Annotated in this window: 17 protein-coding genes; 8 read left to right on the plus strand and 9 right to left on the minus strand. The window is 57.2% G+C overall.

The features are described 5' to 3' along the window. Window positions 1–6: 6 nt before the first annotated feature. The 4 genes from potG to rimK form a co-directional block, all read right to left on the minus strand. A complete protein-coding gene (potG, locus tag RTP97_RS05940; RefSeq protein ID WP_312411803.1) occupies window positions 7–1,140 on the minus strand; it encodes a putrescine ABC transporter ATP-binding subunit PotG in 1,134 nt (377 codons plus the stop codon). A gap of 89 nt (window positions 1,141–1,229) precedes the next feature. Then, window positions 1,230–2,339 carry a spermidine/putrescine ABC transporter substrate-binding protein PotF gene (gene potF, locus RTP97_RS05945; RefSeq protein WP_312210342.1) on the minus strand — a complete coding sequence of 370 codons (1,110 nt, stop codon included), beginning with the start codon at window positions 2,337–2,339 and terminating at the stop codon, window positions 1,230–1,232. A 349-nt stretch (window positions 2,340–2,688) separates the two neighbouring features. Further along, entirely contained in the window at window positions 2,689–3,168 is a 480-nt protein-coding gene (locus RTP97_RS05950) for a YbjN domain-containing protein (protein ID WP_312411805.1), read from the minus strand. A gap of 87 nt (window positions 3,169–3,255) precedes the next feature. After that, the gene (rimK, locus tag RTP97_RS05955) at window positions 3,256–4,158 is read right to left on the minus strand and encodes a 30S ribosomal protein S6--L-glutamate ligase (protein ID WP_312411807.1); all 903 of its coding nucleotides are present in this window, start codon (window positions 4,156–4,158) and stop codon (window positions 3,256–3,258) included. Between the two features lie 209 nt (window positions 4,159–4,367). On the opposite strand from rimK, the gene RTP97_RS05960 reads away from it, so the two are divergent. Then, window positions 4,368–4,637 carry a GrxA family glutaredoxin gene (locus RTP97_RS05960; RefSeq protein ID WP_312210335.1) on the plus strand — a complete coding sequence of 90 codons (270 nt, stop codon included), beginning with the start codon at window positions 4,368–4,370 and terminating at the stop codon, window positions 4,635–4,637. Between the two features lie 15 nt (window positions 4,638–4,652). Here RTP97_RS05960 and RTP97_RS05965 read toward each other — a convergent pair whose 3' ends face one another. Beyond that, on the minus strand, window positions 4,653–5,024 hold the full coding sequence (locus RTP97_RS05965) for an inner membrane protein YbjM (RefSeq protein WP_312210333.1): 372 nt from the start codon (window positions 5,022–5,024) through the stop codon (window positions 4,653–4,655). Between the two features lie 285 nt (window positions 5,025–5,309). Here RTP97_RS05965 and RTP97_RS05970 point away from each other — a divergent pair, with 285 nt between their 5' ends. From RTP97_RS05970 to RTP97_RS05980, 3 genes are all read left to right on the plus strand, one after another. Next, window positions 5,310–6,995, plus strand: a complete 1,686-nt coding sequence (locus tag RTP97_RS05970; protein ID WP_268108558.1) for an aspartate:alanine antiporter — start codon at window positions 5,310–5,312, stop codon at window positions 6,993–6,995. A 346-nt stretch (window positions 6,996–7,341) separates the two neighbouring features. Then, window positions 7,342–8,391 carry an acyltransferase gene (locus RTP97_RS05975; protein ID WP_312411811.1) on the plus strand — a complete coding sequence of 350 codons (1,050 nt, stop codon included), beginning with the start codon at window positions 7,342–7,344 and terminating at the stop codon, window positions 8,389–8,391. Between the two features lie 163 nt (window positions 8,392–8,554). Continuing rightward, window positions 8,555–9,775 carry an MFS transporter gene (locus tag RTP97_RS05980; protein ID WP_312411814.1) on the plus strand — a complete coding sequence of 407 codons (1,221 nt, stop codon included), beginning with the start codon at window positions 8,555–8,557 and terminating at the stop codon, window positions 9,773–9,775. Here the strand turns inward: RTP97_RS05980 and RTP97_RS05985 are convergent. Then, window positions 9,738–10,970, minus strand: a complete 1,233-nt coding sequence (locus RTP97_RS05985; RefSeq protein WP_312411816.1) for an MFS transporter — start codon at window positions 10,968–10,970, stop codon at window positions 9,738–9,740. The genes RTP97_RS05980 and RTP97_RS05985 overlap by 38 nt on opposite strands. A 173-nt stretch (window positions 10,971–11,143) precedes the next feature. Here RTP97_RS05985 and ybjG point away from each other — a divergent pair, with 173 nt between their 5' ends. Continuing rightward, window positions 11,144–11,752 (plus strand): undecaprenyl-diphosphate phosphatase, encoded by a 609-nt coding sequence (gene ybjG, locus RTP97_RS05990; protein WP_312411819.1) that lies wholly within the window; start codon window positions 11,144–11,146, stop codon window positions 11,750–11,752. 73 nt (window positions 11,753–11,825) lie between these two features. Continuing rightward, entirely contained in the window at window positions 11,826–12,584 is a 759-nt protein-coding gene (gene deoR / locus RTP97_RS05995; protein WP_312411822.1) for a DNA-binding transcriptional repressor DeoR, read from the plus strand. A gap of 6 nt (window positions 12,585–12,590) precedes the next feature. Here the strand turns inward: deoR and dacC are convergent, their stop codons facing one another. Beyond that, a complete protein-coding gene (gene dacC / locus RTP97_RS06000; protein ID WP_312411825.1) occupies window positions 12,591–13,799 on the minus strand; it encodes a serine-type D-Ala-D-Ala carboxypeptidase in 1,209 nt (402 codons plus the stop codon). Between the two features lie 259 nt (window positions 13,800–14,058). Between dacC and RTP97_RS06005 the strand changes: the two genes are divergently transcribed. Continuing rightward, window positions 14,059–14,685: a glutathione S-transferase family protein gene (locus RTP97_RS06005; RefSeq protein ID WP_312411827.1), complete on the plus strand. Its 627-nt coding sequence runs from the start codon at window positions 14,059–14,061 to the stop codon at window positions 14,683–14,685. On the opposite strand, the gene RTP97_RS06010 is transcribed toward RTP97_RS06005, so the two are convergent. Both RTP97_RS06010 and RTP97_RS06015 read right to left on the minus strand, forming a co-directional pair. Further along, complete coding sequence (locus RTP97_RS06010; protein ID WP_312411829.1) at window positions 14,682–15,800, minus strand: PQQ-dependent sugar dehydrogenase; 1,119 nt, start codon at window positions 15,798–15,800, stop codon at window positions 14,682–14,684. The genes RTP97_RS06005 and RTP97_RS06010 overlap by 4 nt on opposite strands. A 108-nt stretch (window positions 15,801–15,908) precedes the next feature. Continuing rightward, the gene (locus RTP97_RS06015; protein WP_312411831.1) at window positions 15,909–16,295 is read right to left on the minus strand and encodes a biofilm formation regulator BssR; all 387 of its coding nucleotides are present in this window, start codon (window positions 16,293–16,295) and stop codon (window positions 15,909–15,911) included. 211 nt (window positions 16,296–16,506) lie between these two features. Here RTP97_RS06015 and rimO point away from each other — a divergent pair, with 211 nt between their 5' ends. Further along, entirely contained in the window at window positions 16,507–17,826 is a 1,320-nt protein-coding gene (gene rimO, locus RTP97_RS06020) for a 30S ribosomal protein S12 methylthiotransferase RimO (RefSeq protein WP_312411833.1), read from the plus strand. Window positions 17,827–17,843 lie beyond the last annotated feature (17 nt).

Genomic DNA, 17,843 nt, shown 5'->3' on the forward strand with positions numbered 1-17,843 from the left:
CGCTCCTTAAACCGTTAGCACAACGCAGCTGTCGGCGTCCCAGCAGAGGCGCACCTCATCGCCCCACGTTGGCAGGCCTTTGCGGTAGCGATGTTCATTCTGTAACTGGGCGCTGATCATCTGCCCGCTCTTCAGGCGGACGTGGTAGATAGAGAGATCGCCAAGGTAGGCAATGTGCACCACTTCACCTACGGCAAAGTTATAGCCGTCGGCCGGTGGCTCGTCGCAGAGCATGATCTTCTCCGGGCGCAGGGCCACGTAGACCGGCACGTTGTCGACGACCGACGCATCCGGATCGACCTTCAGCGGGTGCATCAGCCCCGGGGAGTCAATCACCAGCCCATCCTCCCGACGCTCCTTCAGCAGCCCTTCGAAGACGTTCACCGAGCCGATAAACTCTGCGCTGTAGCGGGTGGTCGGATGCTCGTAGATCTCCTCCGGCTCGCCGATCTGCACAAACTTACCGCGGTTCATGATCGCGATACGCCCGGCCATGGTCATCGCCTCTTCCTGATCGTGGGTCACCATCACGCAGGTCACCCCTACCCGCTCAAGAATATCGACCACCTCCAGCTGCATCCGGTCACGCAGCTTCTTATCCAGCGCGCCCATCGGCTCATCGAGCAACAGCAGCTTCGGCCGTTTCGCCAGGCTGCGGGCCAGGGCCACGCGCTGACGCTGACCACCCGAGAGCTGGTGCGGCTTACGCTTGGCAAACTCGCTCATATGCACGAGGCCCAGCATCTCCGCTACCCGGCTGGCAATCTCCGCCTTCGGCAGCTTGTCCTGCTTCAGGCCGAAGGCGATGTTCTGCTCTACGGTCATGTGCGGAAAGAGCGCGTAGGACTGGAACATCATATTGATGGGGCGCAGGTAGGGCGGAACGTGGGCCAGATCGACGCCGTCCAGCATAATCTGCCCGGTGGTGGGCTGCTCGAAGCCCGCCAGCATACGCAGCAGGGTCGATTTCCCGCAGCCGGACGCGCCCAGCAGGGCAAAAATCTCACCCTTGTAGATGGTCAGGTTGACGTCATCCACGGCGTGTTGACCATCAAAGGATTTGGTCAGGTTACGAATTTCCAGCAGCGGCGTCAGCGCCTTACGAGGTTTCGCCTGTGGGCGGGGGGTTGCGTCATTCACGGGATGCTCTCCGGCATACAGATAAACAGGTGCATATGCACTAAAACGGTGCCTGATGTCCGGTGGCGCGAACGCCACCGGATACGGTCTTATTTACCGCTCTTCACTTTGGTCCACGCGCGAGTTCTTACGCGGTCGATTTTCGGCTCCTGTACCTTGAGGGTAAAGAGCTTGGCGAAGACGTCCGCCGGTGGGAAGATCGCCGGGTTTTCGCGTACTTCGGCGCTGATCAGCGGCACGGAGGCCTTGTTGCCGTTCGCGTAGAAGACGTGGTCGCTGATGTGGGCGATAACGTCCGGACGCATCAGGTAGTTGAGGAACTGATAGGCTTCCTCTTTGTTTTTGGCATCTTTCGGCATGGCGAAGACGTCAAAGAAGGCCAGCGCCCCCTCTTTCGGAATGATATAGGAGACGTTAACGCCGTTTTTCGCCTCTTTCGCCCGGTTCGCCGCCTGCCAGACATCCCCTGCCCAGCCGATGGCCACACAGATATCGCCGTTGGCCAGATCGTTAATGTACTGGGAGGAGTGGAAGTAGCGGATATTTGGACGCAGCTTCAGCAGCAGATCGGTCGCCGGGCCAGTGTAGTCGTCCGCTTTGGTGCTGTTGGGATCTTTGCCCAGGTAATTCAGCACGGTAGCGAAGATCTCTTCCGGCGCATCAAGGAAGGAGACGCCGCAGCTCTTCAGCTTCTCAAGGTTTTCCGGCTTCAGCACCACATCCCAGCTATCGATCGGCACGTCGCCCAGCACGGCTTTTACCTTATCGACGTTATAGCCAATGCCGGTGGTGGCCCACAGGTACGGCATAGCGTACTGGTTATCAGGATCGTGCTTCGCCACCAGCTTGAGCACTTCTGGATCCATGTTCTTCCAGTTTGGCAGCTTGCTCTTATCCAGCGGCTGGAACACGCCTGCGGTCAACTGACGCTCCAGGAAGCTGGCGGAAGGCACTACCAGATCGAAACCGGTGCTGCCCGCCATGAGCTTGCCTTCTAGCACCTCATTGGAGTCAAACACGTCGTAAACAACCTTGATACCGGTCTCTTTTTCAAAGTTTGCCACCGTGTCCGGGGCAATATAGTCAGACCAGTTATACACGTGCAGCGTCTTCTGCTCAGCGGCCAGCGTGCCGGCGGAGACCGCCATCAGGGCACCCGCAACCAGACCAGACAACCATTTTTTACTCAGGGTGGTCATATCTCATTCCTTCTGGAAAGTTCGTGCGTAGACGAACTAAATGTACGCATTAAAGATATGCAAGAATCGTGCATACTTTATCACTCTGCACAGCTTCGGGTATGAGACGCCACCCGGCAGACGCTGCAAGCTTTTTAAAGCAGCGCAAGAATAACTGTAGCCAGGGTTAGAGGCTATAGGTCAGGTAAAAAACCGGGTTTTATCAATTTTTTATTCACTATTTGTCTATGCCATCGTCCGATAGCGCCATCATGGCGGTGAATAAAACTGGCAGGAGGCAGGAAACGCAGAATAAAAGCGGGGAAGATGGCAGCCGCTATGGCAGCGACTGCGCTTATGTCATGTGGGTTTAGTGAAGAAAATTGCGCACCGTTTCACCGGCAGGCGCTTCTTCTTCCTCTGCATTAAACAGCAGCTGCTGCGCGCAGGCTTCGAGGATCACCATGGAGACCTGCTCTTCGCTGTGGCGCATAAACCAGGCAAACTGCTTGAGATTCACCCCAGGGGCGGCGAACAGAGACTGGCACACCACCAGCTTCGGCAGATTATCATCCTGGATGTCGAGGAAGGCTTTTATCGTCAGCGAGCTGGCGTTAATCGCAGAGAGATCGGCCGCCAGCGCCAGCAGCGCAGTAGGCTTAACCTCTGCCATCGCCGAGAAGAGAACAATATCATCAACCAGATCGATCTTGGCGTCGTAGATGCCGTCAAAGTTTTGCATATGCGGCAGGTGTAGCGCCTGGCAGGTGTCACACTCATAAAAACTGATGCCCAGCTCGTCAAGCCAATGACGCAAGGTGTCCAGACTGGGTACGACGAGTGAATCCATAATAGGGGGTGACCTCTGTAGAAAAATTTGCGGGCATAGCTTACGCAAAAAACGCCCTGTATACCATTTATACTGCCGGAAAAGCGCCTAGCCGCCCGTTTTCAGACAAAAGCCGGGGGTCGCCTGCTGCTCGATCCAGGCGATCATCTTCCCGGCGATGTCCACCCCGGTGGTCTTCTCAATGCCCTCAAGGCCCGGCGAGGCATTGACCTCCATCACCAGCGGCCCGCGATCGGCTCGGAGAATATCCACCCCGGCGACGTCCAGCCCCAGGGTGCGCGCCGCCAGCAGAGCCATCTCCCGCTCGCGCAGGGTAATGTTGGCCACCGTCGCCACGCCGCCCCGGTGCAGGTTGGAGCGGAAATCGCCCTCTTTCGCCCGCCGTTCGATGGCGGCAACCACCTCATCCCCCACCACCAGGCAGCGAATGTCGCACCCCTTCGCCTCTTTAATGTACTCCTGCACCAGGATGTGGGCGTTCAGGCCGCGAAAGGCGTCGATCACGCTCTCTGCCGCCTGGCGCGTCTCTGCCAGCACCACGCCGATGCCCTGAGCGCCCTCCACCAGCTTGACTACCAGCGGCGCGCCGCCGACCATGTCGATGAGATCGCTGGTGTCATCCGGAGAGTGGGCGATGCCGGTAACCGGGAGATCGATCCCCTGGCGCGCCAGCAGTTGCAATGAGCGCAGCTTGTCTCTGGCACGGGTAATGGCGACGGACTCGTTGAGGGGGTAGCTGCCGAGCATCTCGAACTGGCGCAGCGCCGCCGTACCGTAGAAGGTAATAGCGGAGCCAATGCGCGGGATCACGGCATCAAAGTAAGGGAGCTGGCGGCCCTGGTAGTGGATCGACGAGGCCGCCGGACTGATGTTCATATAGCAGGAGAGCGGATCGAGGATCTCGATCGTATGGCCCCGCTGCTGCGCCGCGTCACGCAGACGCTTACACGAATAGAGCGTTCCATCCCGGGACAAAATGGCAATTTTCACCCTGCACCTCTCTACAATGACAGTGTCACAGCTGCCCCGCTATCATACACGCAGCGAGACGCAGGATGAACGGGATTTATCGCGTCGCCCCGCTTTAGAGAAACATAGCCTTATGGCATCGAAACGACAGGCAAAACCTTCTTTCTATTACCTGAGGTAATCGGCATGATACCCCTAATCATTATCTGGCTTAACGTTAAGGAGAGAGTATGTTTGCTGTAATCTTTGGACGCCCTGGCTGTCCCTATTGCGTACGCGCAAAAGAGCTGGCAGATAAACTGAGTGCCGAGCGTGACGACTTTAGCTATCGCTATGTCGATATTCATGCGGAAGGGATCACCAAGGCCGATCTGGAAAAAACCGTAGGCAAGCCCGTTGAGACCGTGCCGCAGATTTTCCTCGATCAGAAGCACATCGGTGGCTGCACCGACTTTGAAGCCTATGCCAAAGCGCATCTGGGTCTCTTTGCCGAGCAGTAAGCACGTTTAGGGGCGTTAGCCGCGCCCCCGCCTCACCAGCAAGCTACGAATAAACAGATAGCAGAGCGCCCCCAGCGCGCACCAGAACACTGCGCTAAACAGCCACGCCATCTCCTGCCAGACAGAGCGTATCGGCGTCATGAAGAGCAGCATCAGCACGAAGCAGACCGTTGCCCCCAGCATTGCACCAACTACCGGCAGCACCACGCGACGTTTTGTTGAGATAAAGCTGGCCACCGCGCCAGGAATGATAAAAAAGAGCAGCCCCAGCTCGGGATGGCCGGCAGGCTGGAAGGCCCCTCTCACGTTCAATATATGAGACAGGTAGACCACAATAAAAAGCAGGAAGCAGCAAAAAGCGCCCGCCCAACCACGTTTAGACTTCAAATAATCCTCCTGACATCGCCTCTATCGAACATTTCTTCGCCCCAAAGGAACGTTCGGTTTGATAAAGCAGTGTGGCAATCCTTGCCAAAAAAGCACCCACGCGAATGCGCGATTCTTAGCTAGCCGTTGTTTATCAATACGATTAAACTAACGGCCTGATCTGTTTTGCGGTCATTGTTTTATTTTGCAGCAGCGTGACGCTCAGGCCTGCTGCCCTTAAGAAAAACATTAGCGTAAATCATCATTTCTTTCAACAGCTTACTGGTAAACAAGAAGTTAGCCTCCGTGAATATAAACGTCGCAGATTTGTTAAATGGGAATTACATACTGTTATTATTTGTGGTGCTGGCGCTGGGCCTGTGCCTCGGAAAATTACGGTTAGGCTCGGTACAACTCGGTAATTCCATTGGCGTTTTAGTGGTTTCGCTATTATTAGGCCAGCAGCATTTCGCCATTAACACTGACGCCCTGAATCTGGGCTTTATGCTGTTTATTTTTTGCGTAGGCGTGGAAGCCGGACCCAACTTTTTTTCAATTTTCTTTCGCGACGGCAAGAATTACCTGATGCTGGCGCTGGTGATGGTCGGCAGCGCGCTGCTGATTGCGCTAGGGCTGGGCAAACTGTTTGGCTGGGATATCGGCCTCACCGCCGGGATGCTGGCAGGCTCGATGACCTCTACGCCGGTGCTGGTGGGTGCAGGGGATACGCTACGCCACTTGGGCATGCCCAGCGGCCAGCTCACCACCGCGCTGGATCACCTCAGCCTCGGCTACGCCCTGACCTACCTTATCGGGCTGGTTAGCCTGATCTTCGGCGCGCGCTATATGCCGAAGCTACAGCATCAGGATCTTCAGACCAGCGCCCAGCAGATCGCCCGCGAGCGCGGTCTCGACAATGACGCCAACCGCAAGGTCTACCTGCCGGTGATCCGCGCCTACCGCGTCGGGCCGGAGCTGGTGGCGTGGGCCGACGGCAAAAACCTGCGCGAGCTGGGCATCTACCGCCAGACCGGCTGCTACATCGAACGTATTCGCCGCAACGGCATTCTGGCGACGCCGGACGGCGATGCAGTTTTACAGATGGGGGATGAGATTTCGCTGGTGGGCTACCCTGACGCCCACGCCCGCCTCGATCCCAGCTTCCGTAACGGTAAAGAGGTCTTTGACCGCGACCTGCTCGACATGCGTATCGTCACTGAAGAGATCGTGGTGAAGAACCACAACGTGGTGGGCCGCCGCCTCGCCCAGCTGAAGCTTACCGACCACGGCTGCTTCCTGAACCGGGTGATCCGCAGCCAGATTGAGATGCCGATTGACGACAGCATCGTGCTGAATAAAGGCGACGTGCTGCAGGTGAGCGGCGACGCACGACGGGTAAAAACCATCGCCGACCGTATCGGCTTTATCTCTATTCACAGCCAGGTGACCGACCTGCTGGCGTTCTGCGCCTTCTTCATCGTCGGTCTGATGATCGGCATGATCACCTTCCAGTTCAGCTCGTTTAGCTTTGGCATCGGTAATGCGGCGGGCCTGCTGTTCGCCGGGATCATGCTCGGCTTCTTGCGTGCCAACCACCCTACCTTTGGCTATATCCCTCAGGGGGCGCTGAACATGGTGAAGGAGTTTGGCCTGATGGTCTTTATGGCGGGCGTCGGCCTGAGCGCCGGGAGCGGCATCGGCCACGGTCTTGGCGCGGTGGGCGGACAGATGCTGGTTGCCGGGCTGCTGGTGAGCCTCGTACCGGTGGTGATCTGCTTCCTGTTTGGCGCCTACGTGCTGCGGATGAACCGCGCCATGCTCTTCGGCGCGATGATGGGGGCACGCACCTGCGCTCCGGCAATGGAGATTATCAGCGACACCGCGCGGAGCAACATTCCCGCGCTCGGCTACGCGGGCACCTACGCCATCGCCAACGTGCTGCTGACCTTAGCCGGGACGCTGATCGTCATCATCTGGCCCGGCCTCGGATAACTCTGAAGAGAGGCGGTTGCGTAAAAATTTTCTGGCATCACGCGAACTTTTTATAGAAGTGCCAGTCATAACTATTGCCACTGCTTTTCTTTGATGTCCCCATTTTGTGGAGCCCATCAACCCCGCCATCTTTGGTTCAAGGTTGATGGGTTTTTTGTTTGTGGGGGAATACAAAGCCGCATTCCTGTGTGTTAGTTGATATCCGCTCGGCGCACGCGAAAGGCTTTGTGCCATGGAGGGTACAATATGCGGGCAATAAATTGTGTTTTGTCTTAGAATCAGAGAATCGTAGAGGCTATCACTCATTGCTGTGCTGGCGTCAAAAAATTCTTACTTAAATGTGATTATGAATCTCAGAAATGACCTTCACGGATTGACAATATTCCGCTTTGTGACCGCCTTTTACGTATTTTTGTTTCATTGTAACCTAAGATATCAGGCTGATATTTCTGCATGGGGACGATCTGCCATAGAGAACGGGGCAATAGGCATGTCTTTTTTCTTTGTTCTCTCAGGTTTTGTTATGGCCTGGGCTTCAAGAAATGGCATAAAGGAACATTACTACCGCTCCAGAATTGCGAGAATAGTTCCTGCATATCTTGTCATGGGGATAATCACCCTGCCGTTCCTTGCTGAGTATGATTTCACTCATACGACAACCTATCTGCTACTGTTTATCACGACGACGCAATCATGGTTTCCGGAAAGTTTTAGTCAATGGAACTTTGGCGGCTCATGGTCCGTATCAACAGAAATGTTTTTCTATGTGGTTTTCCCTTTCGTGTTGCCCTTGGTACAAAAAAAGCCCATTGCCGTACTGATCATCGCTATTCTGATTTCATCCTTGATCATTCCGATATCAATGATATTGACAAACAGTCCGGCGTTTCCGCACTACTATGTCAGTCCGATCCACCGCTTACCTGAATTTATTTCTGGCGTGGCACTTGGCTGCATTTTCGCACAAGGTTTGCGTATTAAAAGGCTACAAATCAGCCTCTTGATGTTCGCAATAACGTTACTGCTGTTTCTTTCACCTATTAACAATAATGGTTGGATGCAAAACAACTACGTCACCTTACCTGCCACCTGTATTCTTATTTATTGCTTAGCAAGCGCTTCGATCAGCAAAAATATCCTAACAATGCCATTGATCTATTTAGGTAAGATAAGTTATTCATTTTATCTTATGCAGCTTCCTATAATGATTTATATTACTAAGTATCATGATACTCTTTCGTCGCTTCCTACATGGCTAATCTGGAGCATTCTTGCTGCTATTAACTTGGCTATGGCTTCTGCCTGCTATCACTTTGTTGAAGATAATAAAAAAATTAAACGCTTCATTATGATGACCTGCCAGCGCAGGAAGAGTTCCGCTACTGAACTAGATTAAGCTGGGAACGAATGACCAGGTCATATTTGAAACAGTAAACCGCCCGGCGGCACTTACGTTTGCCGGGCCTACGGGCTGACCTACCCCCACCTTTCCCCTGCATTCCTGCCCAAATCTTGCTACTGTTAACCGACGCCAAAACCATAACTAAAGACAACACGCTATGACCTCCTCTTCTCGCTCTGCCCTGAACCATCGCCTCTGGGCTCTGTTTACCTTCTTCTTTATCCCTGGCCTGCTGATGGCCTCCTGGGCTACGCGCACGCCGGCCATTCGCGACATCCTGTCGGTCTCCACCGCTGAGATGGGTGCGGTGCTGTTTGGTCTCTCTATCGGCTCGATGAGCGGCGTTCTCTCCTCCGCGTGGCTGGTCAAACGCTTCGGCACCCGCAACGTGATCCGCGCCAGCATGTCACTGTCGGTCTTCGGGATGATGGTGCTGAGTCTCGCCCTATGGTTTGCCTCGCCGCTGCTGTTTGCCGTTGGGCTGGCGCTGTTTGGCAGCAGCCTGGGGGCAGCCGAAGTGGCGATTAATATCGAAGGCGCGGTGGTAGAGCAGAAGATGAACAAAACCGTGCTGCCGATGATGCACGGCTTCTACAGCCTCGGTACGCTAGTGGGCGCGGGTATCGGCATGACGCTCACCGCCTGGGGCGTGACCGCGACCCTGCACGTGCTGCTGGCGGCGCTGGTAGCCATCGTGCCAATCCTGATTGCGATTACCGCTATCCCTGACGGCACCGGGCGCAACGATGCAGGCGAAGCGCAGCACGAACGCAAGGGTCGTCCCTTCTATCGCGATACCCAGCTGATGTTGATTGGTGTGGTGGTGCTGGCGATGGCCTTTGCCGAAGGCTCTGCCAACGACTGGCTGCCGCTGCTGATGGTGGACGGTCACGGCTTTACCCCGACCTCCGGATCGGTGATCTACACCGGCTTTACCCTCGGCATGACCGTTGGGCGCTTTACCGGCGGCTGGTTTATCGATCGCTACAGCCGCGTCACGGTGGTACGGGCCAGCGCCATTTTGGGCGGGCTGGGGATTGCGCTGATTATCTTCGTCGACAGTGCGTGGGTGGCAGGGGTTTCTGTTCTGCTGTGGGGTCTGGGGGCATCCCTTGGCTTCCCGCTGACCATCTCCGCCGCCAGCGACACCGGGCCGGATGCCGCTACCCGCGTAAGCGTGGTGGCGACGACCGGCTATCTGGCGTTTCTGGTGGGACCGCCGCTGCTGGGCTTCTTAGGTGAGCACTACGGACTGCGCAGCGCCATGATGGTGGTGCTGGCGCTGATGGTGGTTGCAGTCATCGTGGCCCGGGCGGTCGCGAAACCGGGCCAGACATCTGCTAGCCGTTCAGAGAGCGCCCCACCGACCGGTCCTTAAGGAAGATAACCATCAATCCCAGCCAGAGCAGGCCGTTTACCAGGTTGAAGAGGCTAAACAGCCCTTCGCCGCCGCTCAGGTAAGCGTGCTTGCTCAGTTCAATGCCGACGGTAAATATCGCCATCTGCAGCATGCCCATGGCGGCGGATACCGTTCCTTTGCTGATATCGCTGGCGAACAGCGTCAGTCGCACCAGCCCGGCGTTGGCGAGGCCGATACCAAACGCATAGATACTCAGCCCGGCGGTCATCCATAGATAAGCGTGGGATGCCACCATCGTCGCCACGGCCGCCAGCAGCAGTCCGGCAACGATCGGCCAGCCGCCCATGATAATCAGCGACCGTACGCTGCGCCGGGAGGTCAGGCGGGCCAGCACCAGGTTACCCGCAATCAGCGCGCCGAAGATCGGCACCTGCAGCAGGCCGTACTCATAGCTGCTCATCCCTTCGCCGCTGATAATAATGATCGGCGACTGGGCGATCCACGCCAGCAGCGGCAGACTGACAAAGCCCGTCGCCAGCGCCCCGGCAACAAAGCGGCCGTTTTTCAGCACCGCCTTATAGTCCCGGCCCAGCTCCTTCAGGGATAGCTTTTCCCCGAGACGCGTGGCAGTCTCCGGCATCGCCCGTTGCAGGCCAAAAAAAGCAATGGCCGCCAGCAGCGCAAAGAGGACAAACATCCCCTCCCACGGTGCGACGTGCACCCAGGCGGCTCCCACCAGCGGGCCAAGCAGGGGCGCAATCAGCGCCACGTTCGCCATCAGGGCGGTGATCTTGATGCACACCGCCTCCTCGAACGACTCCTGAATGGCAGCGTAGCCCACCGCGCCAATAAAGCAGAGGCTCACCCCCTGCAAGAAGCGCAGGATAGTGAACTGCTCAATGTTCTGCGCCAGCAGCGTCGCCAGGCAGGTGACAATAAACCACACCACGCCGGTAAGCATTACCGGGCGACGGCCAATGCGGTCCGACAGCGGCCCGAGCAGCCACTGTAAAAACATCCCGCCCGCCAGATAGGCGGTCATGGAGGTCGGCACCCACTCAATGCCGGCATTGTACTGGGCCACCACCGCCAGCATCCCCGGCTGGATCATGTCGTTGCCGATATAGGTTGAGAACTCGTAGAGCACCAGACAGAGGGGAAACATCAGTGCCTGACGGCCTAAACGGCCTCTGGAAGATGAACGATTTTGCATGTAGCCTCTTTATCCTTAAGATCGCGCAGAGTGTAGTTAAATCGTCGCGCTGGCGGTAGTGAATTCTCTGTGGCAGCGCACGTTTAATACGCTTTAATAGCTTAAGGTTCGTTTAAGGTACGTGCTGCACAATGGGAGCCTTAATTTATGGTCAACAGGAGTGACGACACCCCATGCTGGAAAATCTCAACCACACGCTGTTTTACTGGCTGAACGCCACCCCCGACTCGCCATCCTGGCTGATTGCCGCTGCGATATATATCGCCAAAGATCTGATCACCCTGCTGCCGCCGCTGGCTGTGGCGCTGTGGCTATGGGGCCCGCACGATCGGGTGAGCGCCCAGCGCCAGCTGGTGATCAAAACGGCGATGGCGCTGGCGGTGAGCATGTGCCTTTCCTGGCTGATGGGTCATCTTTTTCCCCACGACAGGCCCTTTGCCCAGCACGCGGGCTATAATTTTTTACATCACTCGGCGGACTACTCCTACCCCAGCGATCACGGCACGGTGGCGTTCACTTTCGCGCTGGCGTTTCTGTTCTGGCATCGGCTCTGGTCTGGCTGCGTAATGCTGGCCGTGGCGCTGAGCATCGCCTGGTCGCGCGTCTATCTGGGCGTTCACTGGCCGCTGGATATGCTGGGCGGATTGCTGATTGCTCTCAGCGGCTGCCTGGCCGCGCAGATGCTGTGGCAGGTTTGCGGGATGGGGCTGCACCGAACTCTGCATCTCATCTACCGCCGCTGTTTTGCTCTACCTATCCGCAAAGGCTGGGTGCGTGAGTGACTTAACCTGGCCGCGCAGGTAATATTGGACGCCCTGCCGTATGCAGGGCTTTTACTATTACGCCAGGGGATTTATGGAAACGAAACGTGACGAAAGGATCGGCCAGCTATTGCAGGCGCTGAAGCGGAGCGACAAGCTGCATCTGAAAGAGGCTGCCACCCTGCTCGGCGTGTCTGAAATGACCATTCGTCGCGATCTGAACGCCAAAAGCGCCCCGGTTGTGCTGCTCGGGGGTTACCTGGTGCTGGAGCCGCGCACCGCCAGCCACTATCTGCTGAGCGATCAGAAAACGCGCCTGGTGGAGGAGAAGCGCCTCGCGGCCCGCCATGCGGCAACGCTGGTGCAGGCCCACCAGATGGTGTTTTTCGACTGCGGCACCACTACGCCGTGGATTATCGATGCGATTAGCGACGAGCTGCCCTTCACCGCCGTCTGCTATGCCCTGAACACCTTCCTGGCCCTACAGGAGAAGCCGCTCTGCCGGACCATTCTCTGCGGCGGCGAGTTCCACGCCAGCAACGGCATCTTCAACCCGCTCAACTTTAAAGAGACGCTCAACAACCTCTGCCCCGATCTTGCCTTCTATTCGGCGGCGGGGGTTCATCCGGAGATGGGTGCGACCTGCTTTAACCTTGAGGAGCTGCCGGTAAAGCACTGGGCGATGACCCGGGCGCAGTACCACGTGCTGGTGGTCGATCACAGCAAGTTTGGCAAAGTACGCCCGGCATGCATGGGCGAACTGAGCCAGTTTGATGCTATTGCCAGCGACGTCCGCCCGGACGATAACCTGTTTGCGCTGGCAAAAGCGCAGCGCATCGCCCTGCTTTACTGATGCGGTCTATGAGAACCAGCTACCGAACCACTCATGGAATTTCATCAGCACAAAGTCCCACATCCGGTTCAGGAATCCGCCCTCTTCCACCGCTTCCATAACGATCAGCGGACGCTGCTCAATGGATTTACCGTTAAGCTGGAAGTCGATGGAGCCTACTACCTGGCCCTTCTTCAGCGGCGCGGTGAGCTGTGGTTCAGTGAGTTTCCAGGTCGCCTTCAGGTTTTTCAACTGCCCTTTAGGAATAGTGATCGAGCCGGCCTCACCTGCGCCGAGCTTCGCCTCGCTGCTGTCGCCAAACCAGACGCGAGTAGTGGCAAAGGTGGCATCGGGCTTGATAGGGGTCACGGTTTCGAAGAAGCGGAAACCCCAGGTCAGCAGTTTCTCTGACTCGTTGAAGCGGATGCGATCGGTTTTACTCCCGAGCACCACCGAGATGAGCCGCATATCACCCTGCGTGGCCGAGGCCACCAGGTTGTAGCCCGCCCCTTCCGTAGTGCCAGTCTTCATCCCGTCGACGTTGAGATTTGTGCTCCACAGCAGGCGGTTACGGTTCGGCTGACGGATCTTGTTGAAGGTAAACTCTTTCTCTTTGTGGATGGCGTACTCTTCCGGCACGTCGTGGATCAGCGCCTTGCCCAGCAGAGCCATGTCACGGGCGGTGCTGAACTGTCCTGGCGCGTCGAGACCGTGCACCGTTTTAAAGGTGGTGTTGGTCAGTCCCAGCCGCTGGGCATAGTTGTTCATCAGGCCGACAAAGGCGTCCTGGCTTCCCGCCACGTAGTCGGCAATGGCGATGCTGGCATCGTTCCCCGACTGGATAATCACCCCTTTATTGAGATCCGCCACCGACACCTGATCGCCCGGCTTGAGGAACATCAGCGACGAGCCGCGCAGCGCCGGGTTGCCGGTAGCCCAGGCATCTTTACCCACGGTGACCATATCGGTGAGGTGAATTTTTCCCGCCTTCAGCGCCTGACCGGTGACGTAGCTGGTCATCAGCTTGGTGAGGCTGGCCGGATCCAGCTTCTCATCGGCGTTGCCCTCCGCCAGCACTTTACCGCTGGCGTAATCCATCAGGATCCACGCCCGGGCATCAACCGCAGGGGCAGCGGGGGCCGCGACCTGCTCGGCGGCAAACAGAGAGGGAGAAAAAAGAACCACAAGCGCCGAAGCCGTAGCCAGGCCGCGGAGGGACAGAGAGAAATGCGTCATAAAGGCCACCCGAGTATCCATTCTAAAAAACCGCGTTAGCTCACCGCTACGCGCTAAACGGTGAGTAGTAACGTACAAAAGCGGTGAAGAAAACCGCCCGCTGGTAAAGTTTTTTAAAGTTTACGCAATATCACATCCCCATGCTGCTATGAGCGGGATTTTTTTGTTTGTCGTTGCCTGAATGTTAACTTTATCCCACTATGTCAGCCATATGGTGCTGATAGCAGCGCCCGGTTGCTGACGGAAAGAAGGAGTTTTTATGATCACGCTGTGGGGCAGAAATAACTCGACCAACGTAAAAAAAGTCTTATGGACCCTTGAAGAGCTGGAGCTGCCGTATACGCAAATTCTGGCCGGGCTGGAGCATGGCCTGAATCACAGCCCGGAGTATCTGGCGCTGAACCCCAACGGGCTGGTGCCCCTGTTCCGTGACGATGAGACCGACAGCGTGCTGTGGGAGTCGAATACCATTGTGCGCTTCCTGGCAGCGCAGTACGGTCAGGGCCGCCTGTGGATCGAGCCGCCCGCTGCCCGTGCGCAGGCGGAGAAGTGGATGGACTGGGCCAACGGCACGCTCTCTCCAGCTCACCGGGTGCTGTTGATGAATCTGGTCAGAACCCCGGTGGAAAAGCGCGACCCGGCGGTGATTGAGGCGGGCATTGCCGCCTGCGAGCCGCTGTTTGAAATTCTCGATAACGCGCTGGCGACCTCAAACTGGCTCTCGGGAGAGGAGTTTGGTCTCGGCGATATCGCCGTAGCACCCTTCGTCTATAACCTGTGGAACGTGGGCCTGACGTGGACGCCGCGCCCGCACCTGCAACGCTGGTATGACGCCCTGAGCGAGCGTCCCGCCTACCGTAAAATTGTGATGATCCCGGTGACCTAATTTCCCGCCGGGCTAACCTTTAACAGCTCGCCGTCGGACTCGTCGGTGAGCACATAGAGGTAGCCGTCGGGGCCGACGCGCACGTCGCGGATGCGCTGGTTGCGATCCCCGAGGATGCGCCCATCCTCGGTGACCTTATCCCCGTTTACGCTCATCACAATCACGTCCTTGTCCTTCAGCGCGCCGATAAATAGCTTGTGCTGCCACTGCGGGAAGGTCGATGCGTTATAGAACGCCATGCCGCTCACCGCCGGGGAGTCTTTCCAGTAGAAAGCCGGCTGCTCGGTGCCGGCAACAATCTCCCCCTTCGCCTCCGGGATCTTCATCCCGCTGTAGTTGATGCCCCAGGTTGCCAGCGGCCAGCCGTAGTTTTTGCCTTTCTGTGGAATGTTGATCTCGTCGCCGCCGCGCGGCCCGTGCTCGTTCAGCCACAGGGCGTTGGTCCACGGATTCATCGCCATCCCCTGCGGATTACGGATGCCGTAGGACCAGATCTCCTTGCGTGCGCTGGCAGTGTTGGCAAAGGGATTATCTGGCGGCACGGCTCCTTCATCGGTCAGGCGCACCAGCTTGCCCTGGAGCTTATCGAGATCCTGGGCCGTGGGGCGTTGATTGTTCTCCCCTAAAGCGATGTAGAGGTAGCCTTTGCCGTCAAAGACCAGCCGGCCGCCGAAGTGGTTGCCGGTAGAGAGCTTAGGCGCCTGGCGAAAGACCACCTTAAAAGCCTCCAGGCGGGTGAGATCGTCACTTAACCGCCCGTAGCCCACCGCCGTTCCGGCCTTGCCGTCGCTCCCCGCCTCGGCGTAGCTCAGCCACACCCGCCGCGACTGGGCAAAGTCCGGAGCCAGCACCACGTCAAAGAGGCCGCCCTGCCCGTTGGCCCACACTTTCGGCACGCCGGAGAGAGGATCGGACAGCCCGCTTCCCGCCTGCCAGTGGCGCAGCTGGCCGCCGCGCAGGGTAATAAGCATCCCTTTATTGTCGGGCAGGAACGCCAGCGACCATGGGCGATCGAGTTTGGTTTGCAGCACGTCAACCTTTACCGGCGCAGGCGCAGCAAAAACCGAGGCGGACAGAAACAGCGCGGGGATAAAAATCAGGGCGTTGCGGCGCATGGGGCACTCCTTTGAGGGTCTCTGGCTTAAAGCGTAGCCAGCGGAACGTTGCGCGCGCCTGGTTTTACAAAAGTTTAAGCAGAAGGGGGAGTTGCCTCCCCCGGGGATTCAGGCTTCCACAACCAGCGGTTCATGCTCGCTGAGGCTCTGAATACATACGTTGAGGGTTTTGAGACAGCGGTCGAGCGTCTCTACGTTCACAGCAATATAGTTCGGGCAGTCATGGTGCCCACTCATTAAGCATATACCCGCAGAGGAGAGTGCCCCCTCTGCCCGGCACAGCACTTCTCGTTCTCTGGCATCCGGTACGGCAGAAACATGCCGCTCCAGGCCACGTATTTGTGTTGATAGTTCAAAAAAGCTGTCACGCAGATAGTTGCTTTCGCTGACCGACATATAACCCTTCGCCTTTCTGAGCTGGACGTACGCCGCAAGATCGATGCTGGCGTTAGCAAGTTTTCTCAGCAGACTTCGTTTTAGTCTGTCAACGGTCATACTTGATCCTCCCTTGTCGGCCTAATCGCAAATCAAGCATATGATCATTTTTTGTGCAAAATTATGCGCTGGGTCAATATTTATCCAGGTATTAACAATTTTTACAGTGTGACAACGCACACAAAATTTAACCGATTGAGTTAGCAGTAGAGAGTCGCCGCAAACCCGTGTAAAATCGCCCGGTTTTTTCTTCTGTTTACTTTGTGAGCGTATGAGCATACAACAACCGCGTATTGGCTTTGTCTCCCTGGGCTGCCCGAAAAACCTGGTGGATTCCGAACGCATTCTTACCGAACTGCGCACCGAGGGTTACGATGTGGTGCCGCGTTATGACGATGCCGATATGGTGATCGTTAACACCTGCGGCTTTATCGATAGCGCCGTGCAGGAGTCGCTTGAGGCGATTGGCGAAGCCCTGAATGAGAATGGCAAGGTAATTGTCACCGGCTGCCTGGGGGCAAAAGTGGATCAGATCCGCGAAGTGCACCCGAAGGTGCTGGAGATCACCGGTCCGCACAGCTATGAGCAGGTACTGGAGCATGTGCACCACTACGTGCCAAAACCGAAGCACAACCCGTTCCTGAGCCTGGTGCCGGAACAGGGCGTTAAGCTGACCCCGCGCCACTACGCCTACCTGAAAATTTCCGAAGGCTGCAACCACCGCTGCACCTTCTGCATTATTCCGTCTATGCGCGGCGATCTCGATAGCCGTCCGATTGGCGACGTGCTGGCCGAGGCCAAGCGTCTGGTTGATGCGGGCGTGAAAGAGCTGCTGGTGATCTCCCAGGACACCTCCGCCTACGGCGTTGACGTTAAGCACCGCACCGGCTTCTACAACGGCTCGCCGGTGAAAACCAGCATGGTTAGCCTGTGCGAAGAGCTGTCGAAGCTCGGCGTCTGGGTGCGTCTGCATTACGTCTACCCCTACCCGCACGTTGATGACGTCATCCCGCTGATGGCCGAAGGCAAGATCCTGCCGTATCTGGATATCCCGCTGCAGCACGCCAGCCCACGCATCCTCAAGCTGATGAAGCGCCCTGGCTCTGTCGATCGCCAGCTGGCCCGCATCAAGCAGTGGCGTGAAGTCTGCCCTGAGCTTACCCTGCGCTCGACCTTTATCGTCGGCTTCCCGGGTGAAACCGAGGAAGATTTCCAGATGCTGCTCGACTTCCTCGTCGAAGCGCGCCTCGATCGCGTCGGCTGCTTCAAATACAGCCCGGTTGAAGGCGCGACCGCCAACGCGCTGCCGGACCAGGTGCCGGAAGAGGTGAAAGAGGCGCGCTGGAACCGCTTTATGCAGCTGCAGCAGCAGATCTCTGCCGAGCGCCTGCAAGAGAAAGTGGGCCGCGAAATCCTGGTGATTATCGATGAAGTCGATGAAGAGGGCGCGATTGGCCGCAGCATGGCCGATGCACCGGAGATCGACGGCGCGGTCTACCTCAACGGCGAAACGAAAGTGAAGCCAGGCGACGTCGTTCGCGTGAAGGTCGAAAACGCCGACGAGTACGACCTGTGGGGGAGCCGGGTTTAATCGACCCTGTGCATAAC

Source organism: Pseudescherichia sp. (assembly GCF_031998825.1).
GTDB lineage: Bacteria > Pseudomonadota > Gammaproteobacteria > Enterobacterales > Enterobacteriaceae > Pseudescherichia.